The sequence below is a fragment of the uncultured Ilumatobacter sp. genome, from assembly GCF_963980585.1.
GTDB lineage: Bacteria > Actinomycetota > Acidimicrobiia > Acidimicrobiales > Ilumatobacteraceae > Ilumatobacter_A.
Genome location: NZ_CAXCAM010000027.1, coordinates 23,369 through 48,059 on the forward strand (window position 1 = coordinate 23,369; position 24,691 = coordinate 48,059).

A 24,691-nucleotide genomic window follows, 5' to 3' on the forward strand; every position below is an offset into this window, starting at 1 on the left:
CGACTCTGACCGCGCGAGGTCCCAACCGGGGTGGCGGTGGCGTACCTTGGCGCCGATGATCCCCGCGTTTGGTGCCGACACCGCTCTGCTCTTGATCGACGTCCAGCTTGGCGTCGACGTCCTCGAGCATTGGGGCGGGCCAACGGGACGGCGGAACAACCCTGATGCGGAGTCGGTGATGCTCGACGTGCTCGCAGCCTGGCGCGAAGCCGACCGCCAGGTCGCGTTCACGAGACACGATTCACGCGAAGCGGCGTCGCCGCTCAAGTTCGCGTTGCCCACGGGCGCCCAGAAACCGGGGTTCGAAACGGCGGCCGGCGACATTGTTGTGGCCAAGGATGTCAACAGTGGGTTCGTCGGGACTTCGCTCGAAGTCGACCTCCGGCGACGGGGCGTCAACCGGCTGGTCATCGCCGGGTTCTTCACCAACTTCTGTGTCGAGACCACGACTCGTATGGCTGGGAACCTCGGGTTTGACACCTATCTGGTCCACGACGGATGCGCGGCGACTAATCGGATCGGCCCCGATGGCGTCGATCACGACGCCGAACTCGTCCACCAGATGAGCGTGGCCAACCTCCACGGTGAGTTCTGCACGGCAATCACCGGTGCCGAAGCCGCGTCGCTGCTTACCGGCGATGCCCACCACCTCGACCGAGCGCAAGGAAATGAGTGAAGCACGTGAATGACATGAACGTTGGAGTGAGTTCGACCTCGGCGACATTGCGGCGCGTCGCGATGCGCCGGCCCGGGGCGCTGCTCAGCGCCGATCATGAGCGTTGGCATTACGTCAAACCCGTCAACGCCGACGCGCTGTCGAAGCAGTACGACCGGTTTGTCGAGTTGGTCGAAGCAACGGGAACGGAGATTGTCTGGTTCCGCGACACCGACGACGATCTCGCCGACTCGGTGTTCACCTACGACCCGTCGTTCGTCGTGCCCGGTGGCGCCGTCGTCCTGCGGCCGGGCAAGCCGCTGCGGGCTGGCGAGGCAGATCTCCACGCTGCGTTCTATGCGGCGGAGGGAATCCCCGTGTTGGGACGGATCGAGGCGCCGGGAACGTTCGAAGGCGGCGACAGTTTCTGGCTCGACGACACGACCCTTGCTGTCGGACGCGGATTTCGAACCAACCAATCCGGTATTGACCAAATGGCCGCCATTGTCGAACCGCTCGGCGTCTCGCTTGAGGTCTACGACCTGCCGTATCACCTTGGTCCCGACGCGTGCCTCCACCTGATGTCGGTCGTGAGCGCGCTCGATGCTGACCTGGCCTTGGTCCATCTGCCGCTGATGCCGACAGCGCTGTACCAGCGGATGATCGGGATGGGCTACACGCTGCTCGAAGCGCCCGCGGAAGAGTTCGACGCCAGCCTGGGTCTGAACCTCAACGTGCTGGCGACGGGACCGCGCGAGGTGATCGCGATCGAAGGTTTCCCGATCACGCTGCAGCTGATGCGCGACGCCGGCTGCGCGGTATCGACCTTCTTTGCCGACGAACTCTGCATCCCCTGCGAAGGCGGTCCCACCTGCCTGACGCGGCCCCTGCTACGCGTCTAACGGTCAGAGCTCAGGCGAGGTCGGCAACGCGGCGGGCAAGGGCGGCCATGATCGACGGCTCATCATTGACGCACGCCGTGCGGTCGAATGCCAGGCCGACTTGCTCGGCTCGCTGGGAGGCCTCAATGTCGAGATCGAACAAGACTTCGAGGTGATCGGCGACGAAACCGACCGCGCTCACGATGACGCCTCCGTGTTGGCCGCCATCTCCGAGTTCGTCGATCACTTCGAGGATGTCGGGTCCAATCCACGGCTCCGGTGTTCGGCCGGCTGACTGCCAGGCAATCGTCCAGTCGTCGCCTTCGGCCAGACCGAGCCGTGCTGCCACCGCTTCGGCAGTCGACCGGAGCTCGTCGGGATACGGGTCGCCGGCGTCGATAATCCGCTGGGGCAGGGAGTGGGCGGTGAACAGCACGCGCACGGGGTGTTCGGTTGATGCGCGCATCGTGGCGAGGCGTTCGCCGAGGTCGGCAGCGATGAAGTCGACGAAGGCTGGCTCGACAGCCCAGCTCTCGACACCTGCGACGGGTGTTGTCGCCTCAGCGTCAACCACGCCCTGGCGGGTGCGGTCGAGGTACTGGCCGATCGAGTACGAGGAATAGTGCGGGGCGAGCACGAGGCCGATCAGCTTGGAGAATCCTGCTGCGGCGAGTTCAGCGCTGGCGACCTCGACTTTCGGGTCAGCGTGCTTCAGGCCGAGTGTCACGTGGTAGGTGTCGGGCTCGATTTCGTCGAGGGCCGCCTGCAGCCCATCGCGTTGATCTTCGGTCAGCTTGGCGAGCGGCGAGATCCCGCCGATTGCGTCGTAGCGCGCCACGAGATCAGCGAGCGCCTCGGGGGTGGGCGGGCGACCGCGGCGGATGTCGGTGTAGTACGGCTCGATCTCTTCAGGGGAGCGAGGCGTTCCATACGCCATCAGCACCACGCCGACGCGGCCTGCATTGTCAGTCATTGACACCAGCATGCCCGCCGTTTGTGATTATTGCGCGGTGCGTTCGTGGACGAGATCGACGACGGCTTGGAGCACGCTCGGGTCGCTGTGCTGGTGAACGCCGTGGCCGAGGTTGAAGATGTGGCCGGGATGTCCAGCGTTGTCAGCGAGCACAGCCTCAGCGCCGGCGACTGCAGGCTTGGTGCCGGCGAGTACGAGAGACGGATCAAGGTTGCCTTGCACGACGAGGTCGTCGCCAAGTCGACGGCGCGCGTCGGTGATGGTGGTTCGCCAGTCGAGTCCGAGCACGCGGTTGCCGACCGTGTTCATCGACTCGAGAAGATGGTCGCAGCCGATGCCGAAGTGAATGCCGGGCACGCCGGGATGTCGTTCGGACAACTCATTGAAAACCCGCTTCGAGTGCGGAAGCACGAAGTGTTCGTAGTCGGCTCGGCTCAGTGAGCCCGCCCACGAATCGAACAGTTGAAATGCCCGGGCGCCGTGCTGGAGTTGCGCATCGATGAAGGTGACCGCGCTGGTGGCGAGCCGTTCCATCACGTCGCCAAACAGCACCGGGTCGGTGTGCATCATTGCCTTGGTGTAGCGGTAGTCCTTCGACGGCCGTCCCTCGATCAGGTAGCTGCCCACGGTGAAAGGTGCACCGGCGAACGCAAGCAGCGGCACGTCGGATGAGAGTTCAGCGACGAGCAGATCGACGGTGTCGATGACGTAGCTGATGTCGTCCCAGTCGAGCGGTCGCAAGCGATCAAGGTCAGCGCGGCTACGGAACGGCTGCTCGGCGACCGGTCCGGTGCCGGGTTGTACGTCGATGCCGAAACCGACGGCATGAGGTGGCACCACGATGTCGCTGTAGAGCACAGCAGCATCGACGCCGTATCGACGCACCGGTTGCAGGGTGATCTCTGTGGAGACGTCGGGCTGCTTGATGGCATGCAGGATCGAACCTTCGCCGCGGACCTCATGGTATTCAGGGAGCGAACGTCCGGCTTGGCGCATGAACCAGACCGGCGTGTGCCGAGCCGTCTCGCCGTTTGCCGCAGCAATGAAGGGTGCCGTGTCAGTCATGCGGTGGCGAGGGTATCCAGTTGTGCGCCCGACAGAGCCCCACTGTGACACTCATGTCACGCAACCAGAATCTGATCCTGGGCCAGATGTCGGTAGCATTTGACGACCTCATTATGACGCAGCAGCACCCGGACCTCGCTGACGAGCAGGCGTACATCGACCACGCCTACGACTGTCTCGAAACCAGCCGCAAGGCGGCGTTTCGCGTCCGTGGGCTCAACGAGGCGAGCATGGGAGGAACGTTCCAGGCGCGCTTTGAGCGCAACGCGTTCGACGGCCAACTCGTTCGGCGCCTCGAAGAGCTTGAACTCGGTGATGCGTCGCTCGTCTTCGGTCGGATCGACCGCTACGCAGAGTCGCCTGACCAGCTCGAGGCGTTCCATATCGGCCGGCTCGCCGTTGCCGACGAAGATCGTGAACCGGTCGTCGTCGACTGGCGTGCGCCCGTGGCCGAACCGTTCTACCGAGCAACGGGACGCGACTCGATGGGCCTGGCGCGACGTCGTCACTTCATCGTCGAAAGCCGGAACCTGCTCGGCATCGAAGACGAATTCTTTGGCGAAGGTCATCTCGGTCTCGGACACGACGAGGGGCTCGGCGGCGAGCCCGGCGTCGTGACCGCCGACTCAGGCCTGCGCGGCTACTCCACACTGCTCGCTGCCCTCGAGCGTGGTCGTACCGGAACGCTCGGCGACATTGTTGCCACCATTCAGGGCGAACAGGACGAGATCATTCGCTCGCCACAAAGCGGCGTGCTGGCCGTGCAGGGCGGTCCGGGGACCGGCAAGACCGTGGTGGCGCTGCACCGGGCGGCCTACCTGCTCTACACGCACCGCTTCCCGCTCGAAGACCAAGGCGTGCTTGTCATCGGCCCGAACCGAGTGTTCCTCCGCTACATCGAGCGCGTGCTGCCGTCACTTGGTGAGGCCGGTGTCAAGCAGGCGGTGCTCGCCGATCTGATCCCCGGCGTGCAGTTCCGGCGGCCTGATGAGCCGGGCGACTCGCCCGAAGCGGTCAAGATCAAGGGCGAGGAGCGGATGTCGGACATGGTCGACAATGCGATCGCCGACCGCAAGCGTCCGCTGCGCAGCGACTTTGAGATGCCGTTCCGGGCTGGATACGTGCGGCTGCGAGCTGCAGAGTCGGCGCGCATCGTCAAGAATGCCAAGCGCCGCTTCAAGCGTCACAACTCGGGTCGGCGTGCGGTCGAAGGTGAATTTTGGTCGGCGCTTGCGGACTCATACCACGACCCGGAGATTGGTCCGCGCGATGTGAAAGACACGTTGCGGCACACGCCAGAAGCGCGCGCTGCGCTCGACACGATGTGGCCGCTGCTGACACCGGCGCAACTGTTGCACGATCTCTTCGGATCGCGGGCGCTCCTCAAGTTGGCAGCACGTGGCGTGATGTCCGAGTCCGAGGCGCTTGCTTTGTATCGCGAGCGATCCGCGACGGTCGACGATGTGCGCTGGGCATTGTCTGACGTTGCATTACTGGATGACGTCCGCGATGTGCTCGGCCCGCGACCGGGCAAGGGCGGCAAGATCGATGAGCTCGACGAGATCCGCACCTACGGCCACATCGTCATCGATGAGGTGCAAGACCTCACACCGATGCAGTTGAAGATGGCGACGCGCCGCTCACTCAGCGGAGCGATGACCATCGTCGGCGACCTTGCCCAAGCGACCGGCCCGCTGGCACCCAACGAGTGGGACGATGTGCTCGCTCACCTGCCCGACCGAAAGCCGGCGCGCGTCATTGGACTGTCGGTCGGCTATCGGATTCCGGGTCAGATCATGGAGCTCGCCAACAAGGTGATGGCGGTGGCGACCCCTTCGCTGCGTGCACCGGACTCGGTCCGCGTTGGTGATGTGTCGCCGACAATCGTGCGGGCGCCCTCGACCGAGCTGCTCGGCAAGACGGTCGCCGACGAGGTCTTGGCGCTTGCGGGAGCAATCCCCGGGGCGAGCCTCGGCATCGTCGCCCCTGATCAGATGATTGACGACCTTTCGGTCGCGCTGACCGAAGCGGGTGTCGACCACGGCACCGCAACGCGCACCGGACTCGATGCCGGCGTGACGCTGGTGCCGGTGAGCGTGGTGAAGGGCCTCGAACTCGACGGGGTCGTCGTGGTTGAGCCGTCGGTCATCGTTGACAGCATTGAGCACGGCATGCGGGCGTTGTACGTCGCTCTGACACGGAGTACCCAACGCCTGACGGTCGTCCACGCTGACGAACTCCCTGCACCGCTGCGCTGACCGTCTGTTTCGGCCGCAAGCCACCCCGATCGTGGCTGGGCGATGGCCGGTGGCCTCGAACGTGCAGGTCAGGATGCGGTGAAGTTCGCTGCTCGCTTCTCGAGGAACGCTGTACGGCCCTCGTCGGCATCGGTGCTCGCCCACGCAGCCGATCGTGCGGCCTCGAAGGCGTCGACTGTCGGGGCGTCGAAGTCCGCCGTCTCGAGTCCGAGTTTGTGCGCGACAACGGTGAGCGGCGCAAACTGCGCGAGCCGTTGCGCCCACTCTCGAGCATCGCTGAGATCGCCGAGCCGATGAATGCCGCCAAGTGCGTGTAGCCGTTCGGCGGAGTAATTCTCAGTGCCGACGAGCATCGCCCGGGCAACCGGCGCCGTGAACTCGTCGCGAAGGCGCCGGATTGTCCAATGGTCGACCGAGATGCCCAGCCGTGCAGCTGGAATGCCCAGCGGGCTGTCGGGGGTGGCGATGCGCAGATCTGCTGCAATGGCCAGCTGTGTCCCCGCACCGAGCGCGGGGCCGTCGATTGCGGCGATCACCGGGACGGGGAGCGAACCGAATCCAACGAGGACGCGGCGCAGGCCCGTCGCGAACTGGCCTGCCTCGACGCCGTTCAAGTCGGCGCCTGCACTGAACGCTGGAGCAGCACCCGTGAGGACCACGACGCGCGTCTCGGTGGGGGAGCGCGCCGCGATGTCGGCTTGCACGTCGAGCAACTCGAGCAACGTGGGATGATCGATGGCGTTGCGCCGTTCCGGTCGATCAAGGGTGATGATCGTGACCCGACCGTCGCGTTCGACGCGAACGGTCACTGTGGAACGCCCGTCGCTGCATCAGATGTGGTGGTCCAGACTGACTCGGTCGTCGCGGCTCGTAGCATGTCTGGACAGTATGTCGAACACTCCCTCAGGCTCCCAAGCGACCAGCCCGAACGATCCTGCCCTCGACCCGGTGCGGGTCAAACGAGCCAAGATCGCGAAGTGGACGCTCCTGGCCAATCGCGTCGGATATCTCTTTGTCGCGCTGGCCATGGCCCTGTTCTTCATGGCTTTTTTGTTCGGTTTCACTTCTGTCATGGCAACGCTCGTCATCGTGGCTCTGGTCATCGGCTGTGTGCTGCTCGCGCCGTCGATCATCCTCGGCTACGCCGTCAAGGCAGCCGACCGTGACGACCGTGAACGCGGCCTGTGAGTCCCGCGCTGAAGTGGTTGCCTTTCCAGTCGCCCGCTGACCCGGTTACCATCGGGTAACTCTTTATGTCGCAACGCCTCTCAGCCCCCGCTCGTCGCGAGCAAATTCTCGATGTCGCGCTCGACGTCTTCGCCAATTCCGGCTTCCACGGTGCGTCGATGAACGGTATCGCGGAGGCTGCTGGCGTCACCAAGCCGGTGCTCTACCAACACTTCGATTCGAAGCGCGATTTGTATCAAGCGTTGATCGAAGAGGTCGGCAATCGGCTGCGGACGAACATCGACAAGGCCACTGCCGAGGCAACGAACGGAAAAAGCCAGACCGAACTTGGCTTCCGTGCTTACTTCCGCTGGGTCGCCGACGACCACGACGGCTTCCGCCTGCTGTTTGGTTCGGGCTCACGACGTGACGACGAGTTCAACGAAGCCATTCGCAAGATCACCGCTGAGTCCGCCCGAGCGGTTGCACCGTTGATTGCCGTCGACATCGACGAGTCGCATCGCGAAACGTTGGCGCACGCTCTGGTCGGTCTGGCCGAGGGCGCAAGCCGTCGCCTGGTCGGCCTCGGCCAAGACTTCGATCCTGACGCGATCGCCGCTGAAGTCAGCGCGCTGGCCTGGGCCGGCCTGCGCGCCGTCACTCCCAAAGACTGAGTCGCCGGACCGGTTGTCAGCGCACACCAACGACGTTTGCGTCGGGATATGTGCGGAGGGGTCCTCAAGAATCCCGACACAAACGGACAGGACGAGACGGCGTGAACCGCCATCCTGCGTTTGGCGGTTGCTGCAAGGCGTAGGTTGACAGGAATCCACATTTCGTGGTCCCGCGCACGAGACCTCAGGAGCCACCATGACCGACACCGCTGAAACGGCCGCACTGCCGCTGCGCCGCCCACACGACAACCAGTACCTCGCCGGCAACTACGCCGCGGTCGAATCCGAAGTCACCGCCCACGACCTGCCCGTCGTCGGCGAGATTCCTGTCGAGCTCGAGGGCCGCTGGCTCCGCAACGGGCCGAACCCTGAGTCCGTCGACGACCCGGCTCTGCACCACTGGTTCCTCGGGACCGGCATGGTGCACGGCGTGCGGCTGCGAGGCGGCAAGGCCGAGTGGTACAAGAACCGCTTCGTCCTCAACGCCGCGGACCGCGCCGCTGGCCTCTTCGGCTCGAACACGAACGTCGGCGGTTTCGCCGGCACGACCTGGGCGATGGTGGAAGGTGGCCAACCACCCGTCGAGCTCGACTACGAACTCAACTCGCTCGGCATCAACCGATTCCATGACACGCTCGACGGTCCGTTCACCGCCCACCCGAAGTACGACGTTTCGACCGGCGAGCTCCATTCAGTTAACTATCACTGGCCCGACTTGATCGACCACGTCAACTACACCGTTGTTGGCGGTGATGGACGCGTGACGAAGAACGTCGCAATCCCCGTTGCTGACATGCCAATGATGCACGACATGTCGCTGACGGAGAAGTACGTCGTCGTCTACGACCTGCCCGTCACCGTCAACATGGACGTGCTTGTTGCTGGTTACGCCTTCCCGTTCAAGTGGAACAACGATCGCGCCGCACGCGTTGGTTTGCTGCCTCGGAATGGCGCCGCCGACGACATCATCTGGTGCGACGTTGACCCCTGTTACGTGTTCCACCCCCTCAACGCCTACGACGCGGCCGACGGAACGGTTGTCGTTGATCTCTGTCGATACGACAACCTCATGGTCGATGATCGGCAGGGTCCCTTCGCCGAGGCACCACCGACACTCGACCGGTGGGTCATTGACCCGTCGACGCGTCGGGTCTCTGAGACTCGGATCAGTGACCGCCCGCAAGAATTCCCGCGGCACAATCCGCGATTCGGACTCAAGGAACACCGTTACGGGTACACCTCCGAGATCAAGCCGGGTCAAGTCGCGAACCTTCACGGATCCACTCTGAAGACCGATTTTTCGACCGGTGCCGTTGACGAGCACGACTACGGACATGGCCGCGGTGGGGCTGAACCGGTCTTCGTTCCGAAGATCGACGGCACGAACGAGGACGACGGCTGGCTCCTTACTGTTGTCTATGACGCGACGACCGACGGCAGCGAACTCTGTGTGCTGGATGCGGCGGACCTCGGACGCGGCGAAGTCGCACGTATCAGCCTCCCCCAACGGGTCCCGTTCGGCTTCCACGGCAACTGGGTGCCCGACAGCTCGGTTGCGCCCAGCTAAAGGTTTCTGCCGGTTGTCGGCTGGCTATCCGCGGAAGGTCATGCCGCGGTAGCCGTCAGCGAACCCGGCAGCACGGAGTAACTCGACGAACCCCTCGGGAGCGTCGGCACCGGTCAGGGTGTCGCCGTTGACCTTGCGAATCTCGAGCGACTTCAGTCGTCCGTCTCGCACCAGCATTTGCAGCGCCTGAGTCCAACTCGTGTCGATGAGTGCGTTGGGGAAGGTGACGAGATGGTGCCCGCGCTTGTCGAACCACACCAGCGGCTCGCCGGCACGAAGCACGGTCAGCGAGGACACATTCCGAGCGGGCCGACCCGGCGTGTCGGGCCAATCGAGCGCGCCGCCATACGGCTGTGCCGGGTCGGTGGTGGCCAACACGATCGGATCGGGCACATCCTCAGGGTGCAGCAGCGGATCAGGTGTTTCGCGAGCAGCGCGCAGCCGGTCGACGGCACCGGGCACAGCAAACTGAGCAGCACCCAGCCCGTCAACGAAGTAGCCGCGCCGGACTTGCCCGCGCTCTTCAAGCACCTTCAGAACGCCGTACACGCTGGTGAAGCCGCCGGCGATACCTTCGGCCAACACTGCCTCGCGGGTGACGACGCCATATCGCTCGACCATCTGCAACGCTTGTGCGTGCGATGCCTCGGTGGGGTGCGCGGCAGGGGCGAGGAGCGGAGCAACCAGGCTCCATCTGCCTTGGCCTGCGGGCGGCCCGATCCGATTCAACCGGCCCGGCCGGGGGCGCGACGTGCGCCGTGACGTAGCGGACTTCGACGCGACCTTCGCGCCGCCGAGCACGGCACGCAGCGGAGCGAGCGAATCATTGGTGACCTCGCCGGCCCAGACCAGGTCCCACAGTGCTGTGAGAATCTCAGGGTCCTGTGAACCGGGAGCGGCGCCGCGCAGCTGACTCCAGAAGCTGGCGCCCCGCTCAGCAAGCAGCTCGCGGAGCGCGTCGTGCAGCACGCCTTCGGGCCGATCACGTGGTTCCCAGCCTGGTGACAGCAGCGCAAGCTGATCGACGAAACACAACCGGATCCGTCCGTCGCGCGCTCCCACCGCGCCCGCACCGATCCAGACCAGCTCACCGGCGGTGAGCAACTCGTCCAACATCGTGGGACGGAATGCCCGCACTCGTGCCGGCAACACGTCGGCCTCAATGGTGGACGCGACGAGGGCCGCGCCGGACAACATTCCCAAGGACTCGACCAAAGCCTCCGCGCCGCGACGGTCGGCGGGGATGTTGTGCCACGCCGGCAAGAAGCGCGCAAACGCCTGCTGTTCGACCGGCTCGACTTCGCGACGGAGCGCGGCCAGTGACCGCCGCCGCAGCTGACGCAGCACGTCGACTTCGCAGAACTCACGTGACACGCCCTCGGGGCGAAACTCGCCGATGACGACGCGCTCCTCGCCTTCCAACGCGGCGAGCGCGCCGGCAACGCGTTCGACCGGAGCACCGAAGCGGCGGGCCACGTCGACCGCAACAAACGGGCCGTGCGTACGGGCATATCTACCGACCAGATCTTCGAGCGGCCGTGCGACTGGCTCGGTGAATGCCATGGGTAAACCCAACGGAATCGCACACCCCAAGCCGTCGCGGTAGCGCGCGGCATCTTCTGCTGCGGCGTACCGGGTCTCCCCGCCGACCGAGATCTCGATCGCACGTTTCTCGCCCAAGAGCTGCGCCAACCATTCTGCTGCCTGCTCGTTACCGGCCCGTGTGCGATCGACGTCGGAATCGTCTGCTCGCGGTTGGTCCGGCATCCCGATGGGCGCGTCGAGCTGGGTGCCGTCGGGCGCTGGGTCCGCCTCGCTGGCTTGCAGCGCTGCGGCCTCGTCGGCGGCCGACCGACAGCGGAGATCGATGTCAGCGGCGGACAAGTCGCCGACCTTGCGCAGCACGTCGTGCAGCTCATCGGCCGAACGCGCCCGCCAACCCGCCGTCAGGCACTGCAGTTGCAACTCGACATCGGCGAGCACCTCGGGATCGAGCAGATCGCGCAGCTCTTCGGCACCGAGGAGGTCCCGCAACAGATCGCGGTCGAGCGCCAACGCCGCTGCGCGTCGCTCGGCAAGCGGAGCATCGCCCTCGTACATGTACGCGGCGATCCAGTTGAACAACAGGCTGGACGCCATCGGGCTGGCCTTGCCGGTATCGACGCTGACGACACGCACCTTGCGCGAGCGCAGATCACCGAGCACTTCGCGCAGCGCCGGCACGTCAAAGACGTCTTGGAGACACTCCCGGGTCGCCTCGAGCAGGATGGGGAACGTCGGGAACTTGGAGGCGACGGCCAGGAGGTCGGCTGCCTTTTGACGTTGCTGCCACAACGGTGTGCGCTTGTCGGGTCGGCGCCGGGGAAGCAGCAGCGCTCGGCCCGCGCATTCGCGGAAGCGTGCGGAGAACAGCGCCGTCTGAGGGAGTGTTTCGACGACAAGCTCGTCGATGTCTTCGGGGTCGATGAGGATCGCTTCGAGGGGGAGTTCGTCAGCCGATTCGGGCAGCCGCAGCACCATTCCGTCATCGCCCCACATCGTTTCGACAGGGATGTCGTACTGATCGATGAGTCGACGTTCGATTGCCATGGCCCACGGCGCATGCACCGGTGTGCCGAATGGACTGAGGATGCAGATGCGCCAGTCGCCGATCTCATCCCGGAACCGCTCAACGATGATGGTGCGATCGTCGGGGACTGCACCTGTTGCCTCGACCTGCTCGGCGACGTACTGCGTGAGGTTGCTGGCAGCAAACGCGTCGAGCTGGTAGTGCTCCATCAACCGTTGCTGCGCGGACTTGTCGTCGAGTTCGTGAATCTCGCGGACGAAGGCACCGAGTGCTCGGCCAAGTTCGAGCGGACGTCCCGGACGGTCGCCGTGCCAGAACGGCATCTTGCCTGGCTGACCCGGCGCAGGGGTGACGGTGACGCGTTCAAACGTGATGTCTTCGATCCGCCACGTGGAGGCCCCGAGCACGAAGGTCTCGCCGGGCCGCGATTCATAGACCATCTCCTCGTCGAGTTCGCCGACCCGTGTCCCGTCGGGGAGGAACACCCCGAAGAGTCCGCGATCGGGAATCGTGCCGCCCGATGTGACCGCGAGGCGTTTGGAACCGTCGCGTGCCCGCAGTGTGTTGTTGACGCGATCCCACACGATGCGCGGGCGCAGCTCGGAGAACTCTTCACTCGGATACCGCCCCGACAGCAGGTCGAGAACGTTGCTCATCAGGTCGTCGGAGATCTCGGCGAAGTTCGCGCATCGGCGAACCAGATCAGTGACCTCGCCCACCGAACATTCCTCGACCGCGGCGAGGTGCGCCACGATCTGCTGTGCGAGCACGTCGAGCGGGTTGCGGAGGTACTGCGTGGTCTCGATCGCTCCGTCGATCATGCGCCGTGTCACTACCGCGGCTTCGAGCAGGTCGCCGCGGTGCTTCGGAAAGATCGATCCACGCGACGGTTCGCCGACCTGGTGCCCGGCGCGGCCAATGCGCTGCAATCCACGACTCACCGCGCCGGGGGACTCGACCTGGATGACCAAGTCGACAGCGCCCATGTCGATGCCGAGTTCGAGCGACGAGGTGGCCACGATGGCTCGAAGGTCGCCGCGCTTCAATTGGTCTTCGATGACCACGCGTTGCTCACGCGCGAGTGACCCGTGGTGCGCCTTGACGAGCTCCTCGACCATCAACCCGGACTCGGCATCAACGATGCCGGGCACCCCCTCTTCGACCGCAAGTTCGTTGAGTTTGGCCGCAAGTCGTTCCGCAGCACGGCGGGCATTGCAGAAAATGATCGTGGTGCGATTGGCCAGGATGCGCTTGAGGATCTCGGGATAAATCGACGGCCAGATCGAGCTGCGCGAGTCGCCCATGCCGGAGCCCGCGACGCTTGAAGGAGTCTCGTTGGTCGGCCGGCCCAGTCCCGACATGTCTTCGACCGGGATGACGACTTCGACTTCGAGGGTCTTGCGAATACCGGCGTCGACGATCTGTACCGGCCGCTTGACACCGGGTTCACTGAAACCGCCGAGGAACTCTGCAACCTCTTCAAGCGGCCGTTGCGTGGCCGACAGGCCGATCCGTTGCGGCGGCTTCTCGGTGATCTCTTCGAGACGCTCAAGCGTGAGCATCAGGTGCGCACCACGCTTGGTGGCGGCCATGGCGTGGATCTCGTCGATGATGACCGTCTCGACTCCGACCAGCGTTTCGCGTGCCGCGGAGGTGCACATCAGATACAGCGACTCAGGCGTGGTGATCAACAGGTCGGGCGGTCGGCGGATCAGCTTCTGGCGATCGTTCGCCGGAGTGTCGCCGGTGCGCATGCCGACCTCGGGCACCACGAACGGTTCGCCGAGACGCTCAGCGGCGAACTCGATGCCCTTCAACGGTGCCCGCAGGTTCTTCTCGATGTCGAACGCCAGCGCGCGCAGCGGCGAGATGTAGAGGACGCGAGTGCGATGTGAGCGCTCCTCCGGCCGCGAGTTGGTGGTGAGTGAGTCGATTGACGACAGGAATGACGTGAGCGTCTTGCCGGACCCGGTCGGCGCACAGATCAGCGTGTGCTCGCCATTGCGAATGTGCGGCCAACCCTGCACTTGCGGCTGCGTCGGCTCGGGAAACGATCCCGCGAACCACTCACGGACTGCCGGCGAGAACGCATCGAGAGCCGAGTGGTGAGCGATGAGCCCACGCTACCGATCCACCGTCACAAGGTTCCGAGGCCGTCGCTCTTGTCGGGTTTCGCCGGCAGTCAGCGCTCGGTGACCTGTCCGTCGGCAACGACCATCGTGCGGGTCAGACGGACGCGTTCGATCAGGGCCCGATCGTGGGTGACCAGCACAACGGTGCCACCGAACGTGTCGAGCGCCTGCTCAAGTTGTTCGATCGCTTCGATGTCGAGATGGTTGGTCGGCTCGTCGAGCACGAGCAGGTTCGCCCCGGTGCGCATCAGCAGTGCCAACGAGGCTCGGGTTCTCTCGCCGGGCGACAACGTGTCGACGCGTCGATGCACGTGCTCCGCGCCGAGACCAAACTTCGCGAGCAGTGTTCGAGTGTCGCCCACCGTGTCCACAAATCCGTGATCGGCTGCTGCTGCCATGAACGACTCGACCAGGGTCGAGTCGCCGAGCAGATGGCGACGCGCCTGTTCGATTTCTCCGACAACGACGCTGCGACCGAGATGGACCGACCCTGCAGTTGGCGTCAATCGTCCCAGGATGAGTTCGATCAACGTGGTCTTGCCGGCGCCATTCGCTCCGACCAGCGCCACTCGTTCGCCGTACTGAATTGTCAGGTCCAGTGGGCCGAGCACGAAGCTCCCGCGATCGACGACCGCCTGCTGGCACGACGCCACGATGTCGCCGCTCCGGGCCACGGTGGGGATTGTGAGTTGCAGCTGCCACTGCTCGTGTGGTTCCTCAACCACGTCGAGTCGGTCGACGGCCTTCTGCGTCCGAGCTGCCTTACCGGCCAACTGTTCGGTCTGATCCATTTTGAAGTGTTTGATGTGCTTGTCGCTCTCACCTGATTTGCGGACCTTGGCCTGGCCCTGGGTTGCCCACTCCCGTTCGCGTTGCGCCCGATCAAGCAGGCTGCGCCGCTTGCCGTCGAACTCCTCGAAGGCCTCGCGAGCATGCTGCTTGGCGAGCTCACGTTCGGCGAGGAACGCTGCCCATCCGCCGGAGAACCAGGTGGCGCGGTGTGTGTGGTGATCGATCTCGACCACGTCGGTCACGGTGCGTTCGAGGAAGGTCCGGTCATGGCTCACCACCAGCACGGGTGCGGCGAGGCCGAGCACCCATTGCTCGAGGCGCTCGAGTCCATTGTGGTCGAGATCGTTGGTTGGTTCGTCGAGGAGCACGACGTCGAATCGAGAGAGCAGCAGCGAAGCGAGCGACGAGCGGGCAGCCTCGCCACCGGACAATGTCGCAGTCGGCTGGTCGAGGAGCCGGGCGCCGAGCCCGAGCGATGCCCACACCTCGTCGACACGAGGATCGAAGTCGGCAGCACCGAGCGCCAGCCACCGGTCAAGCGCGTCGGCGTAGCGATCGTCGGCGCCCGCTGCGCCGTCGGCCAGGCCCTGGGTGGTGACGTCGAGTTCATGTTGAGCTGCCGCAACGCCGGTACGTCTCGCCAAGAATTGCCGGACTGTCTCATCTGATGAGCGTCCTGGTTCCTGCGGCAAGAGACCGACGTTGGCCGACGGCGGGGTGAGCGCGACCGACCCGCTGTCGGTTGCGACCGTGCCGGCCAGCGTGGAGAGCAGCGTCGATTTGCCGACGCCGTTGGGCCCGATCAGCCCCACGCAGCGGCTAGGGGCCAACGTGAGGTCGACGGAATCGAGCACGATGAGCGGGCCTCGCGAGACGGAGACGGATCGAGCGATGAGTGAAGCAGCCATGAGGCGCCTTTCGGGAGAGCGAACGGACGGTGGGCTCAGCTCAGTTCATTCATCACCGACCACCGTACCCGAGTGACGTCAGGCCCGGAGCAGGAGTTAGGTCGGGGTCGGGAGCGCGTCACTGAAGCGCACATCGTTCCTGAATCTGACCGGTTGCGCGTTGTGCCCCATCGCCTCGGTCGCCAGACTCGAAACCGCTCATGTCGACCGTCACCCTCCGCCCGTGGCAGCGCGCTGCGTTTGATCTCTTTCGCGCCACCACCGGTCCGGACTATCTGGCGGTGGCCACGCCTGGTGCCGGCAAGACGACGTTTGCGCTTGCCTGTGCCCGCGCTGCGCTGGCCGACGAGAACCGGCCGCTGATCGTCGTCGCTCCGACCAGCCACCTCAAGATCCAGTGGTCCCGTGCTGCGCATCGAATGGGCCTGCAGCTCGATCCGGATTGGTCGCCCGGCGACGGCTTGGCTCGCGACGTGCACGGCCTGGTCACGACGTACCAACAGCTGGCAATGGGCAACGCTGCGAAGAAGCTGGCCGGGCTCTCGGCAGAAGGATTCATCATCCTCGATGAGATCCACCACGCGGGCCACGAAAAGGCCTGGGGTGACGGCGTCCGCAAGTCGTTCGGCCACGCGCACAAGCGGCTCTCGCTGTCGGGTACACCGTTCCGCAGCGACGCTGCCCAGATTCCGTTCGTCCGCTACGACAACACCGCAGAGGGCGAACTGGCCCACGCGGACTACACGTACGGCTACGCCGACGCGCTACGCGACGGCGGCGTGGTGCGCCCGGTCTACTTCCCGCGCGTCGACGGGGAGATGGAGTGGACATCGGCGTCGGGTGACACGGTGTCGGCCAACTTCCAGGACGAGCTGACCAAGGACCAATCCTCGATGCGCCTGCGCACCGCACTCAGCCTCGAAGGCGAGTGGATGCCGGCCGTCCTGAAGAAGGCCAACGACCAGCTCCGCAACATCCGCTCCGAACAGCGCGACGCGGGTGGCCTGGTCATCGCCACCGACCAGGACCACGCGCAGCAGATCGCGATCTTGCTGCGTGACCGTTTCGGTGTGCCGGCTGACGTGGTCGTCAGTGACGATCCCGGCGCATCAAAGAAGATCGCCGAGTTCAGCGAGAACGACAGGCCGTGGCTCGTCTCGGTCCGGATGGTGTCCGAGGGGGTCGACATTCCTCGACTGCGAGTGGGGGTGTTCGCCACCACCACGTCGACTGAACTGTTCTTCCGCCAGGCGGTTGGACGTTTCGTGCGCTGGCAAGCGGGCCGGTCGAGCCAGAAGGCGTACGTCTATATCCCCGACGATCCGCGTCTGCGGGCTCACGCGTTCACCATCGCTGAGGCGCGGCGCCACGTGCTGCGGCCGCCCGGCACCGGCGACGACGACGATTTCCAGCCCGACGGCGGCCTTGAGAATCAGGTCCACGAGGACGACATGGAGCAGATGTCTCTCTTCTCTGTTGTCGCCTCAACGGTGACCGACATCACGATGCACACCGTTGGCGAGGACGGCAAGCACCTTGACGGCATTGACTTCGAGATGAACTTCTCGCCCGAGGACCTTGGGATGGTCGCCTACGACGACGAGCCCGACCCGCCTGACCCGTTCTTCTCCGACGATCCCGCACTCGGTCTCGACTTGCCGGAGATTCCGACGGCAGCCGGGCTGATTCCGCATGGTTCGATGAGCGTTGCCGAGATCAAGGACGATCTGCGTACCCGCAATGCCCATGTCGCCAAGCGGCTCGTCGATATCACCGGATGGAATCACGCCAAGGTGCAGGGCGAGATGAACCGTCTGGCTGGCGTGAACCGAGTGGCGAGTGCCACGAACGAACAACTCAACCGGCGCCTGCGCTACGCCGAGAGCTGGCTTCGCCGCCTCCAGCGCACCTGACGCACCCCACACCCTCCAGCCCACGCCGCACGGCACCCCACCACGCCACACCACACCGAACCACACCGAAAAATGTTGGGCGGGCGTCGACAGGCGACGATTTTCCTGCACATTTTGGGCACGGGGAGCGCGCAGCGGGGTGCGAGATGCGAGGACGAGGCGACCAGGCGATGGGGGACAGGTAGGTTGGTGAGATGCCGAACCCGGGTGAGCACCATCCAGCGTTCGAGGAGTACTGCGAGTGCATCTTCGAACTGCAGGAGGACGATGTCGACGTCATCCAGGCGCGCATTGCCGAACGTCTCCAGGTGAGCCGGCCAGCCGTGTCGGAAATGATGAAGCGGCTCGAGGCCGAAGGACTCATCACCGGCGACAAAGCAATCGCGCTCACCGCCGCTGGCGAGCGACTTGCCGAGCAGGTCGTGCGGCGCCACCGGCTGGCTGAACGGTTCCTCACCGACGTGTTGAAGCTCTCGTGGGCCGAGGCTCACCACGAGGCCGGCCGCTGGGAGCACGTCATCAGCGATTCAGTCGAGCAGGCCATGGTCGAGTTGCTCGGTGACCCGACCACGTGTCCGCACGGCAATCCGATCCCTGGATCTGGATACGAGGCCCGGCCCGATTCGGGCCCGTTGTCGAAAATTGCCGTCGGGGATGCCTTCACGGTTCGTCGCATCACCGAAGAACTCGAATTCGAACCCGGCCTCCTCGAATTTCTTGAAGCGTCAGCTATCCAGCCGGGCAATGTCGGCACAGTCACGGCGCTGTCACCTGATGGCACCCTGACCGTCGAGATCGAGGGACACCACGTCGGAGTCGGCTCGTTTGCCAGCGAACGGATTCTGGTCACTGCCTGATGTTCCGCAAACTGATGGTGGCGGGATGTTCGCTGTTGCTCGGTGCCTGCGCAACGACGGTCAACGAACCAGATGCGGAGACGCCGTCGACGGTCGACGTAACCGACGTGCCCGAAGGCGCCGAACCCGCACTCGAAAGCGGGGAGCTGATCGACGGTGGTGTCATCGTCGACGGCGACGCTCCGTCGACAACGATTGCGCTGACCGGCTCGGCGACGGACCTGCTTCCCGAAATGTCGATTGAGATGAGTCGTCTTGGATCACAGGTGGCCGAGGGCGGCGACGACAATGCGACACTTGCTCGAATCGAGCAGATCTGGGAGCGCATCCGACCAGAGATCGAGCGGGACCGGCCCGAACTCCTCAATGGTCTCGGCGCCACCATCGTCATGGCCCGCACGGCGGTCGAGCGCACGCGCCCCGCCGATGCCGATAAGGCATTCAGCCTGCTCACCGATCTCGTCGACCAGTTCACCGGCGACGGCTGACGCGGATCGACTGGTCGATAACCTCCCGCCGGTGGACGCTGATTCAACAGATCCCACCGCACTGACGGATGACTCGGGCGAGGTCGCCGCGCAATTACCGGTCGCTCCGACGTTCGGCCCGGACAATGCAGAGCCGGACGTGGTCATCGCCCTCGAGGACGTGGTCGCGGTGCTCGGCAACTTCCCGGCGCTCGCCGGGGTGTCGCTCACGGTGCAGCGTGGCGAGATTGTGTTGCTCAAGGGCCCCAACGGAGCGGGCAAGACGACTCTCCTGCGGCTGTGTGCCGGGTTACTGCCCGTCGAACGCGGCGCTGCGTCCATCCTCGGGTTCGACTTGGTCACGCAGCGGCAGCTCGTTCGGCCGCACGTGGGCCTGCTCGGCCACCAGAACGGCCTCTACCTTGACCTCAGCGTGCGGGAAAACGTCGAGTTTTGGGGACGCACAGTTGGTGCGTCTGCACAAGAAATCGCCAGCGCGATGTCTCGGATGGGCGTTGCGGAGCGGTTGGCCGATGTCCCGGTTCGCAAACTGTCAGCGGGACAGAAGCGCCGCACCTCGTTGGCTTGTCTCGTTGCGCGTCGCGCGCAGGTGTGGCTCCTCGACGAACCCCATGCCGGGCTCGACGCCGCAGGCCGTGACGAACTCGATGCCACGCTTGGGCAGGCTGCCCGTTCAGGCGCAACGATCCTCGTCGCCAGCCACGAACTCGAACGTGCCGGGGGACTGGCCACCCGTTCAGTCGAGGTCGTCGCCGGGCAGGTCGTCACCGACACGAATGAACCGCGAGGTTCCGAATGAACACGGTCGCCGTCGCCCGCCTCATCGCAGCAAAAGACTTGCGCGTCGAACGACGGAGCAAGATTGTCACCAATCAGGTGTTGCCGTTCGCCGGCATCACCATGGTCAGCTTTGCGTTTGCGCTCGACAAGCAGAACGTGCTCGACACGGTGGCGCCGGGCCTGGTGTGGTTGGCGACCATGTTCAGCCTGCTCATCATCGTTCAGCGCACCTTCGCCATCGAGACCGATGACGGTGCCCTTGACGCGATGAGAGTCGCAGGTGTCGACCCGCGCGCAATCTTCATGGGCAAGGCCATGGCGCTCGGCGTCCAGCTCCTGGTGCTCGAAGCGATGTTGTTCGGCGCAGCAGTCATCTTCTACGGCGAGTCGATCCCGTCAGAGCACGCGGTTGCCAGTGTTGTGCTCCTCGTCACCACCATGCTCTCCGCGACGTGCGGCCTCGCCGCGGTGGGTACCCTGTACGGAGGCCTCGCCGCGGGGTTCAAAGGCAGCGAAACACTCCTTCCGCTGCTCACGCTTCCTGCGGTGGCGCCCGTCCTGATCGGAGCAACCAAAGCAGTCGAATCAGCGGTTGGCACGTCGGGTGCAGTGGTGTCAGAAGGCTGGCAATGGGTCGGCCTGCTGACGGTGTTCGCTGTGGCCGCCGTCGTCGGCGGAGCGCTGGCATTCGGCCCCCTCATCGACGACTAGACGACCAACCGCATCACCCAATCGCACAACTGAGCCACACACCGGCCACCGCATCTCCCACGCCCCCAAGACCACGGAAGCACGATGACCACGATCGATCCAGCGAGAGCCGAACACGAAACCGAACGGCAGCCCGCCTCACCCCCGCGACGCTCCACGGCAACTCGCGGCACGCGGATCATCGGCATCGGCGCGATCGTGGCGCTCGGCTGGCTCATCGCCTTCGGCCTCGGTTTCTCGCCCGCCGATCGTGACCAACTCGAATCCGTGCGCATTCTGTACGTGCACGTGCCCACGATCTGGCTCGCCTACCTCGCCTTCATCGTCACCGCGGTGTCCTCTGCGATGTACCTGTTCTCCAAGAAAAAGTCCTTGGGCTGGGACCGGGCCGCGGGCGCCAGCGCTGAAATCGGCGTCACCTTCGTCGCGGTCACCCTGGCGGTCGGCGCCATGTGGGGCCGCCTCACCTGGGGAGTCTTCTGGCAGTGGGATGCACGCCTCACCACCACAGCGCTCCTCTTCGTCACCTACATCGGCTATTTGGCCGTCCGTCGTCTCGGTGGCAGCCATGAGCAGCGCGCCAAACGGAGCGCCGTGCTCGGCATGATTGCGGTCGTGGAGATCCCGCTGGTCCACTTCAGCGTCAAGATGTGGCGCAGCCTCCACCAGGAAGCGACGGTCGCAAACCTCGATGGCGACACGAAGATGGATGGCCTGATGCTCTTCAGCCTGTTCGTGGGCGTCATTGCGTTCACCCTGCTGTACGTGTGGCTGATGCTGCACCGAACACGGGCGATGGCGATGGAAGACTTGCTCGAAGAGCGCGGCCTTGACGATGCGCTCGTCGCTCGGCGGGCCGAAGCTGCTGCAACAACGCCGCCACCAACATCAACGACGACATCAACGACGACGACAGGGAGTGATTCCTGATGGAAGACGCCGGATTCATCCTCGGGAGCTACTTCTTGACCTTCGCGACGGTTGCGCTCTTTGCATGGCGCACGGTTCGGTCGGGACGCAAGCTTGGCCAGCAGGTTCCTGACGACGAGAAGTACTGGCTCTGATGACTGACGCCGATCTTCCCCCGTCGGACGACTCAATCGCCGACGACCTTGATCTCACACCGCGCACCAACGTCGATGGCACGGCGGTCGCAAGCCAGCGCAAGCGCAACTGGCTGCCGATCCTCGTCCTGGCACTGGTCGTTGTCTCCGGCGGCGTCATCGTGACCCAGTTCCTCACATCTGCCGTCGACTACTACTGCAACGTTGACGAGATCAACGTGCGCGAGGGGTGCGACGACGACCGACGGATCCGGCTGCAAGGCACCGTCGACGAAGGCTCGGTCGTGCGCTCTGACGGCGTCACCGTCTTTACGATCTCGTTCAACGGAGCTTCGTTGCCCGTCCGGTACGCGGGCGAGCCCGGAGGCATCTTCAAAGAGTGCATCCCGGTCGTGGTGCACGGCGTCATCGAAGAAGGTGCATTGCAGGGCGATCGCGTCGAAGTGAAGCACTCCGACGAGTACGTGTCAGTCAACGATGAGCGAGTGGTCGATGCGCAGGACCTTGGATGCGACGCCACGGCGTGAGCGCGGTCACCTTGTGCCAGGCACAACGTGACCGGATGACATGATCGCCGCGTCGCTGAACGGCGCGTTCGGGCGCGCCGGGGTGATGTTGATGCTTGGCGCATCGGTGTTCGGCGCCCTGGCCGTGCTCTACGGCATCCGCAAGGGTGACACCAAGCTGCTCAAACAGAGCCCCCGATACGCGTGGCTCGCGTTCGGTGGCATCTTGCTTGCGTGCGTGATGATGCAGCGTGCGTTGATCACTCGCGACTTCTCGCTCGCGTACGTCCAGCAGGTCGGCTCAGCCGACACGCCGGCGCTCTACAACTTCGCAGCGATGTGGTCGGCGCTCGAAGGCTCGATCTTGCTGTGGGCACTCGTGCTCGCGGGTTTCACCGCCGCAGTCGCCTGGCGGTTCCGAAAGAACACCGACGACCCGTTGGTCGGCTGGGCGCTCATTGTGATGTTTGTGATCACCGCGTTCTTCGCCATGATCAGCCTCGGCCCAGCTGATCCGTTCGCCAACGGAGCGGTCGGCGTGACAAGCGGGCCGGGTCCAAACCCGCTGCTGCAAAACCACATCCTCGTGCTGTTCCACCCGCCGATCCTGTATCTCGGTTTCGTCGGGTTCACCGTGCCCTTCGCTTTTGCGATTGCGGCGTTGGTCACTGGCCGCCTCGGCGAGGGATGGCTGCTCGAGACGCGGCGCTGGGCGCTGTTCTCCTGGGCGTTCCTCACGATCGGTATTCTGCTCGGCGGCTGGTGGAGCTACGAGGTGCTCGGCTGGGGCGGCGTCTGGGCGTGGGACCCGGTCGAGAACGCTTCGCTGCTCCCGTGGCTGACAGGAACTGCCTACATCCACTCCGTGCTGGTGCAGGAGCGTCGGGGCATGTTGCGTGTCTGGAATCTGAGCCTGCTGGTCGCAACATTTTCGCTGACCATCCTCGGCACATTCCTCACCCGTTCAGGAGTGATTGAGTCGGTGCATGCGTTTGGTGACGGGCCGGTCGGAGCATGGTTCCTTGCCTTCTTCGGTCTGATCGTGGTGGTGTCGCTCGGCCTCATTGCGTGGCGCGGCGATCGCTTGCGTTCACCCGGCGCGATCGATTCCCCGTTGTCTCGAGAAGGCGCGTTCCTCGCCAACAACGTCCTGTTCACCGTGTTCGCCTTCGTCGTCTTACTGGGCACGATCTTTCCGTTGCTTGTCGAGGCCCTCGATGATCGACGCACCATCGTTGGCGCGCCGTATTTCGACAGATTGACGATGCCCATCGGGCTTGTGCTGCTCTTCCTGATGGGCGTTGCACCAGTGCTGCCGTGGCGCAAGGCAAGCCAAGAATTGCTGCGCAAACGACTGTTCTGGCCGGCCTGGATCGGGGCCGCATCACTCGTTCTCGCGGTCATGGTCGGTGCGACGGGTTGGGCCCCTCTGGTGGCGTTTGGCATGGCCGGATTCGCTGCTGGAGCTGCGCTGCGTCAGCTCGCGCTCGCCACCCGCCGGCAAGGCTGGCGCGGGTTCGTTGGTCGAGCAAATGGCGGGATGGTCGTCCACCTCGGCGTCATCATGATCGCCGTCGCGCTGGCTTCGTCGAACAGCTTCACGCATGCGACCCGACTCCAGCTCGAACAGGGCGTGGAACAGGAGTGGCAAGGCCACACCTTCCGCCTGGAATCAGTACGCGAAAACGTCAACGACGCCGGAAGCGAAAGTGCATTGGAAGCTCGGGTGCTGCTCGACAACTCGAAGGTCATCGTTCCAGCGATCACCACGTACCTGAACATGGGTATCGACGTGCCGACGCCAGGCGTCCGGACGGGCTTGACCAACGATGTGTACCTGACGCTCGAACAAGGGGCGCAGCCTGGCGATACATCAGTCTCAATTCAGGCGTTCATCCGACCGATGATCCTCTGGCTGTGGATTGGCGGGTTGGTGATGGCGCTCGGCACGCTGTTGTCGGCCTTCCCCGGATCCAAGCGTCGGCGGGCAACCGATCCGGTGTCGGCACCGATTCCGACGGGAGCCGCTGTTGCAGCGGCTTCCGATGGCGAGCCGGAACCTGAACCGGCTGGGGCATCGGCATGACCGACGCTGTCGATGTCGTGGAACCTGCTGGTGGCAACGAGTCCGCAGACGGCGATCACCCCCGCCCGGTGGCGCCTTGGATCGCCCTCGCCATCGCGGTGGTGATGATCGGACTGTTCGTCCTGCTGGTCGGCGCCGACACCGGCGGTGGAGAGGACGCAGAATCTCCGCTGCTCGGCCGACCGGCACCCGAGGCGGTCGGCACGCTGCTCGACGGCACCAATTTCGATCTGTCGCAGCGCAAAGGGAGTTGGGTGGTCATCAACTTCTTCCGCGCCGACTGCGCCCCCTGCATCGCCGAGCATCCCGATCTGGTCGCGTTTGTTGACGACCAGGACGCACTGGGCACCGAGGGCGCAGAGTTCTACTCGATCGTGGTCAATGACAGTCGGGAAGACGTCGAGGAGTTCTTTGCCGAACGCGGCGGCGATTGGCCGGTCGTGCTCGAACACGAGCAGATCGACGTGGCCTTCGGCGTGGCGCTCGTTCCCGAGACCTGGATCATCGACCCCAGTGGTGTCGTGCAGGTGCGGATCATTTCGCGAGTGTCCGAAGAACGATTGAACGTGACGATGCAGCAGCTGCGCGAGGCCTACGCCGCATGAGTTTCAACAGGGCCTACGCCGCATGAGTTTCAACAGGGCC

At 64.7% G+C, this 24,691-nt stretch carries 21 protein-coding genes and 1 pseudogene; 16 read left to right on the plus strand and 6 right to left on the minus strand.

Annotated features, from left to right (window positions below; translation table 11 throughout):
- Positions 1-55 precede the first annotated feature (55 nt).
- Both ACH2DW_RS10020 and ACH2DW_RS10025 read left to right on the plus strand, forming a co-directional pair.
- Positions 56-676: an isochorismatase family protein gene (locus tag ACH2DW_RS10020; protein ID WP_394929604.1), complete on the plus strand. Its 621-nt coding sequence runs from the start codon at positions 56-58 to the stop codon at positions 674-676.
- A 26-nt stretch (positions 677-702) separates the two neighbouring features.
- Positions 703-1,557, plus strand: a complete 855-nt coding sequence (locus tag ACH2DW_RS10025) for a dimethylarginine dimethylaminohydrolase family protein (protein ID WP_394929605.1) — start codon at positions 703-705, stop codon at positions 1,555-1,557.
- Between the two features lie 10 nt (positions 1,558-1,567).
- On the opposite strand, the gene hemH is transcribed toward ACH2DW_RS10025, so the two are convergent.
- The gene (gene hemH / locus ACH2DW_RS10030; RefSeq protein WP_394929606.1) at positions 1,568-2,509 is read right to left on the minus strand and encodes a ferrochelatase; all 942 of its coding nucleotides are present in this window, start codon (positions 2,507-2,509) and stop codon (positions 1,568-1,570) included.
- Between the two features lie 27 nt (positions 2,510-2,536).
- Positions 2,537-3,574, minus strand: a complete 1,038-nt coding sequence (gene hemE / locus ACH2DW_RS10035) for a uroporphyrinogen decarboxylase (RefSeq protein ID WP_394929607.1) — start codon at positions 3,572-3,574, stop codon at positions 2,537-2,539.
- A gap of 53 nt (positions 3,575-3,627) precedes the next feature.
- Here hemE and ACH2DW_RS10040 point away from each other — a divergent pair, with 53 nt between their 5' ends.
- On the plus strand, positions 3,628-5,832 hold the full coding sequence (locus tag ACH2DW_RS10040) for a HelD family protein (RefSeq protein WP_394929608.1): 2,205 nt from the start codon (positions 3,628-3,630) through the stop codon (positions 5,830-5,832).
- 68 nt (positions 5,833-5,900) lie between these two features.
- Here ACH2DW_RS10040 and ACH2DW_RS10045 read toward each other — a convergent pair whose 3' ends face one another.
- A complete protein-coding gene (locus ACH2DW_RS10045; RefSeq protein WP_394929609.1) occupies positions 5,901-6,641 on the minus strand; it encodes an enoyl-CoA hydratase-related protein in 741 nt (246 codons plus the stop codon).
- 79 nt (positions 6,642-6,720) lie between these two features.
- On the opposite strand from ACH2DW_RS10045, the gene ACH2DW_RS10050 reads away from it, so the two are divergent.
- The 3 genes from ACH2DW_RS10050 to ACH2DW_RS10060 all read left to right on the plus strand — a co-directional run bounded on the left by ACH2DW_RS10050 (position 6,721) and on the right by ACH2DW_RS10060 (position 9,240).
- Positions 6,721-7,020 (plus strand): hypothetical protein, encoded by a 300-nt coding sequence (locus ACH2DW_RS10050; protein ID WP_394929610.1) that lies wholly within the window; start codon positions 6,721-6,723, stop codon positions 7,018-7,020.
- Between the two features lie 65 nt (positions 7,021-7,085).
- Complete coding sequence (locus ACH2DW_RS10055) at positions 7,086-7,673, plus strand: TetR/AcrR family transcriptional regulator (RefSeq protein ID WP_394929611.1); 588 nt, start codon at positions 7,086-7,088, stop codon at positions 7,671-7,673.
- Between the two features lie 196 nt (positions 7,674-7,869).
- On the plus strand, positions 7,870-9,240 hold the full coding sequence (locus ACH2DW_RS10060; protein WP_394929612.1) for a carotenoid oxygenase family protein: 1,371 nt from the start codon (positions 7,870-7,872) through the stop codon (positions 9,238-9,240).
- 24 nt (positions 9,241-9,264) lie between these two features.
- Here ACH2DW_RS10060 and ACH2DW_RS10065 read toward each other — a convergent pair whose 3' ends face one another.
- The 3 genes and pseudogenes from ACH2DW_RS10065 to ACH2DW_RS10075 all read right to left on the minus strand — a co-directional run.
- Positions 9,265-13,836, minus strand: coding sequence for a DEAD/DEAH box helicase (locus ACH2DW_RS10065; protein ID WP_394929613.1), 4,572 nt, complete (start codon positions 13,834-13,836; stop codon positions 9,265-9,267).
- A gap of 155 nt (positions 13,837-13,991) precedes the next feature.
- Positions 13,992-14,732, minus strand: a complete 741-nt coding sequence (locus ACH2DW_RS10070) for an ATP-binding cassette domain-containing protein (protein ID WP_394929624.1) — start codon at positions 14,730-14,732, stop codon at positions 13,992-13,994.
- Positions 14,733-15,089: 357 nt separating this feature from the next.
- Positions 15,090-15,641, minus strand: a pseudogene (locus tag ACH2DW_RS10075) (ATP-binding cassette domain-containing protein); the annotation flags it as partial.
- Positions 15,642-15,841: 200 nt separating this feature from the next.
- Between ACH2DW_RS10075 and ACH2DW_RS10080 the strand changes: the two are divergent.
- The 10 genes from ACH2DW_RS10080 (at position 15,842) to ACH2DW_RS10125 (ending at position 24,651) form a co-directional block, all read left to right on the plus strand.
- Complete coding sequence (locus tag ACH2DW_RS10080; protein ID WP_394929614.1) at positions 15,842-17,554, plus strand: DEAD/DEAH box helicase; 1,713 nt, start codon at positions 15,842-15,844, stop codon at positions 17,552-17,554.
- Between the two features lie 194 nt (positions 17,555-17,748).
- Positions 17,749-18,411, plus strand: a complete 663-nt coding sequence (locus ACH2DW_RS10085) for an iron dependent repressor, metal binding and dimerization domain protein (RefSeq protein ID WP_394929615.1) — start codon at positions 17,749-17,751, stop codon at positions 18,409-18,411.
- Positions 18,411-18,899 (plus strand): hypothetical protein, encoded by a 489-nt coding sequence (locus tag ACH2DW_RS10090; protein WP_394929616.1) that lies wholly within the window; start codon positions 18,411-18,413, stop codon positions 18,897-18,899. Before ACH2DW_RS10085 ends, ACH2DW_RS10090 begins: the two co-directional genes overlap by 1 nt.
- Before the next feature lie 31 nt (positions 18,900-18,930).
- Positions 18,931-19,698 carry a heme ABC exporter ATP-binding protein CcmA gene (gene ccmA, locus ACH2DW_RS10095; RefSeq protein ID WP_394929617.1) on the plus strand — a complete coding sequence of 256 codons (768 nt, stop codon included), beginning with the start codon at positions 18,931-18,933 and terminating at the stop codon, positions 19,696-19,698.
- The gene (locus ACH2DW_RS10100; protein WP_394929618.1) at positions 19,695-20,390 is read left to right on the plus strand and encodes a heme exporter protein CcmB; all 696 of its coding nucleotides are present in this window, start codon (positions 19,695-19,697) and stop codon (positions 20,388-20,390) included. Before ccmA ends, ACH2DW_RS10100 begins: the two co-directional genes overlap by 4 nt.
- A gap of 84 nt (positions 20,391-20,474) precedes the next feature.
- Complete coding sequence (ccsA, locus tag ACH2DW_RS10105; protein ID WP_394929619.1) at positions 20,475-21,320, plus strand: cytochrome c biogenesis protein CcsA; 846 nt, start codon at positions 20,475-20,477, stop codon at positions 21,318-21,320.
- Positions 21,320-21,454 (plus strand): hypothetical protein, encoded by a 135-nt coding sequence (locus ACH2DW_RS10110; protein ID WP_394929620.1) that lies wholly within the window; start codon positions 21,320-21,322, stop codon positions 21,452-21,454. Before ccsA ends, ACH2DW_RS10110 begins: the two co-directional genes overlap by 1 nt.
- Positions 21,454-21,981 (plus strand): cytochrome c maturation protein CcmE, encoded by a 528-nt coding sequence (locus ACH2DW_RS10115; protein WP_394929621.1) that lies wholly within the window; start codon positions 21,454-21,456, stop codon positions 21,979-21,981. The genes ACH2DW_RS10110 and ACH2DW_RS10115 overlap by 1 nt, the downstream gene beginning before the upstream one ends.
- A 40-nt stretch (positions 21,982-22,021) precedes the next feature.
- The gene (locus ACH2DW_RS10120) at positions 22,022-24,046 is read left to right on the plus strand and encodes a heme lyase CcmF/NrfE family subunit (RefSeq protein WP_394929622.1); all 2,025 of its coding nucleotides are present in this window, start codon (positions 22,022-22,024) and stop codon (positions 24,044-24,046) included.
- Entirely contained in the window at positions 24,043-24,651 is a 609-nt protein-coding gene (locus tag ACH2DW_RS10125; protein WP_394929623.1) for a TlpA family protein disulfide reductase, read from the plus strand. The genes ACH2DW_RS10120 and ACH2DW_RS10125 overlap by 4 nt, the downstream gene beginning before the upstream one ends.
- The last annotated feature ends 40 nt before the right edge of the window (positions 24,652-24,691 follow it).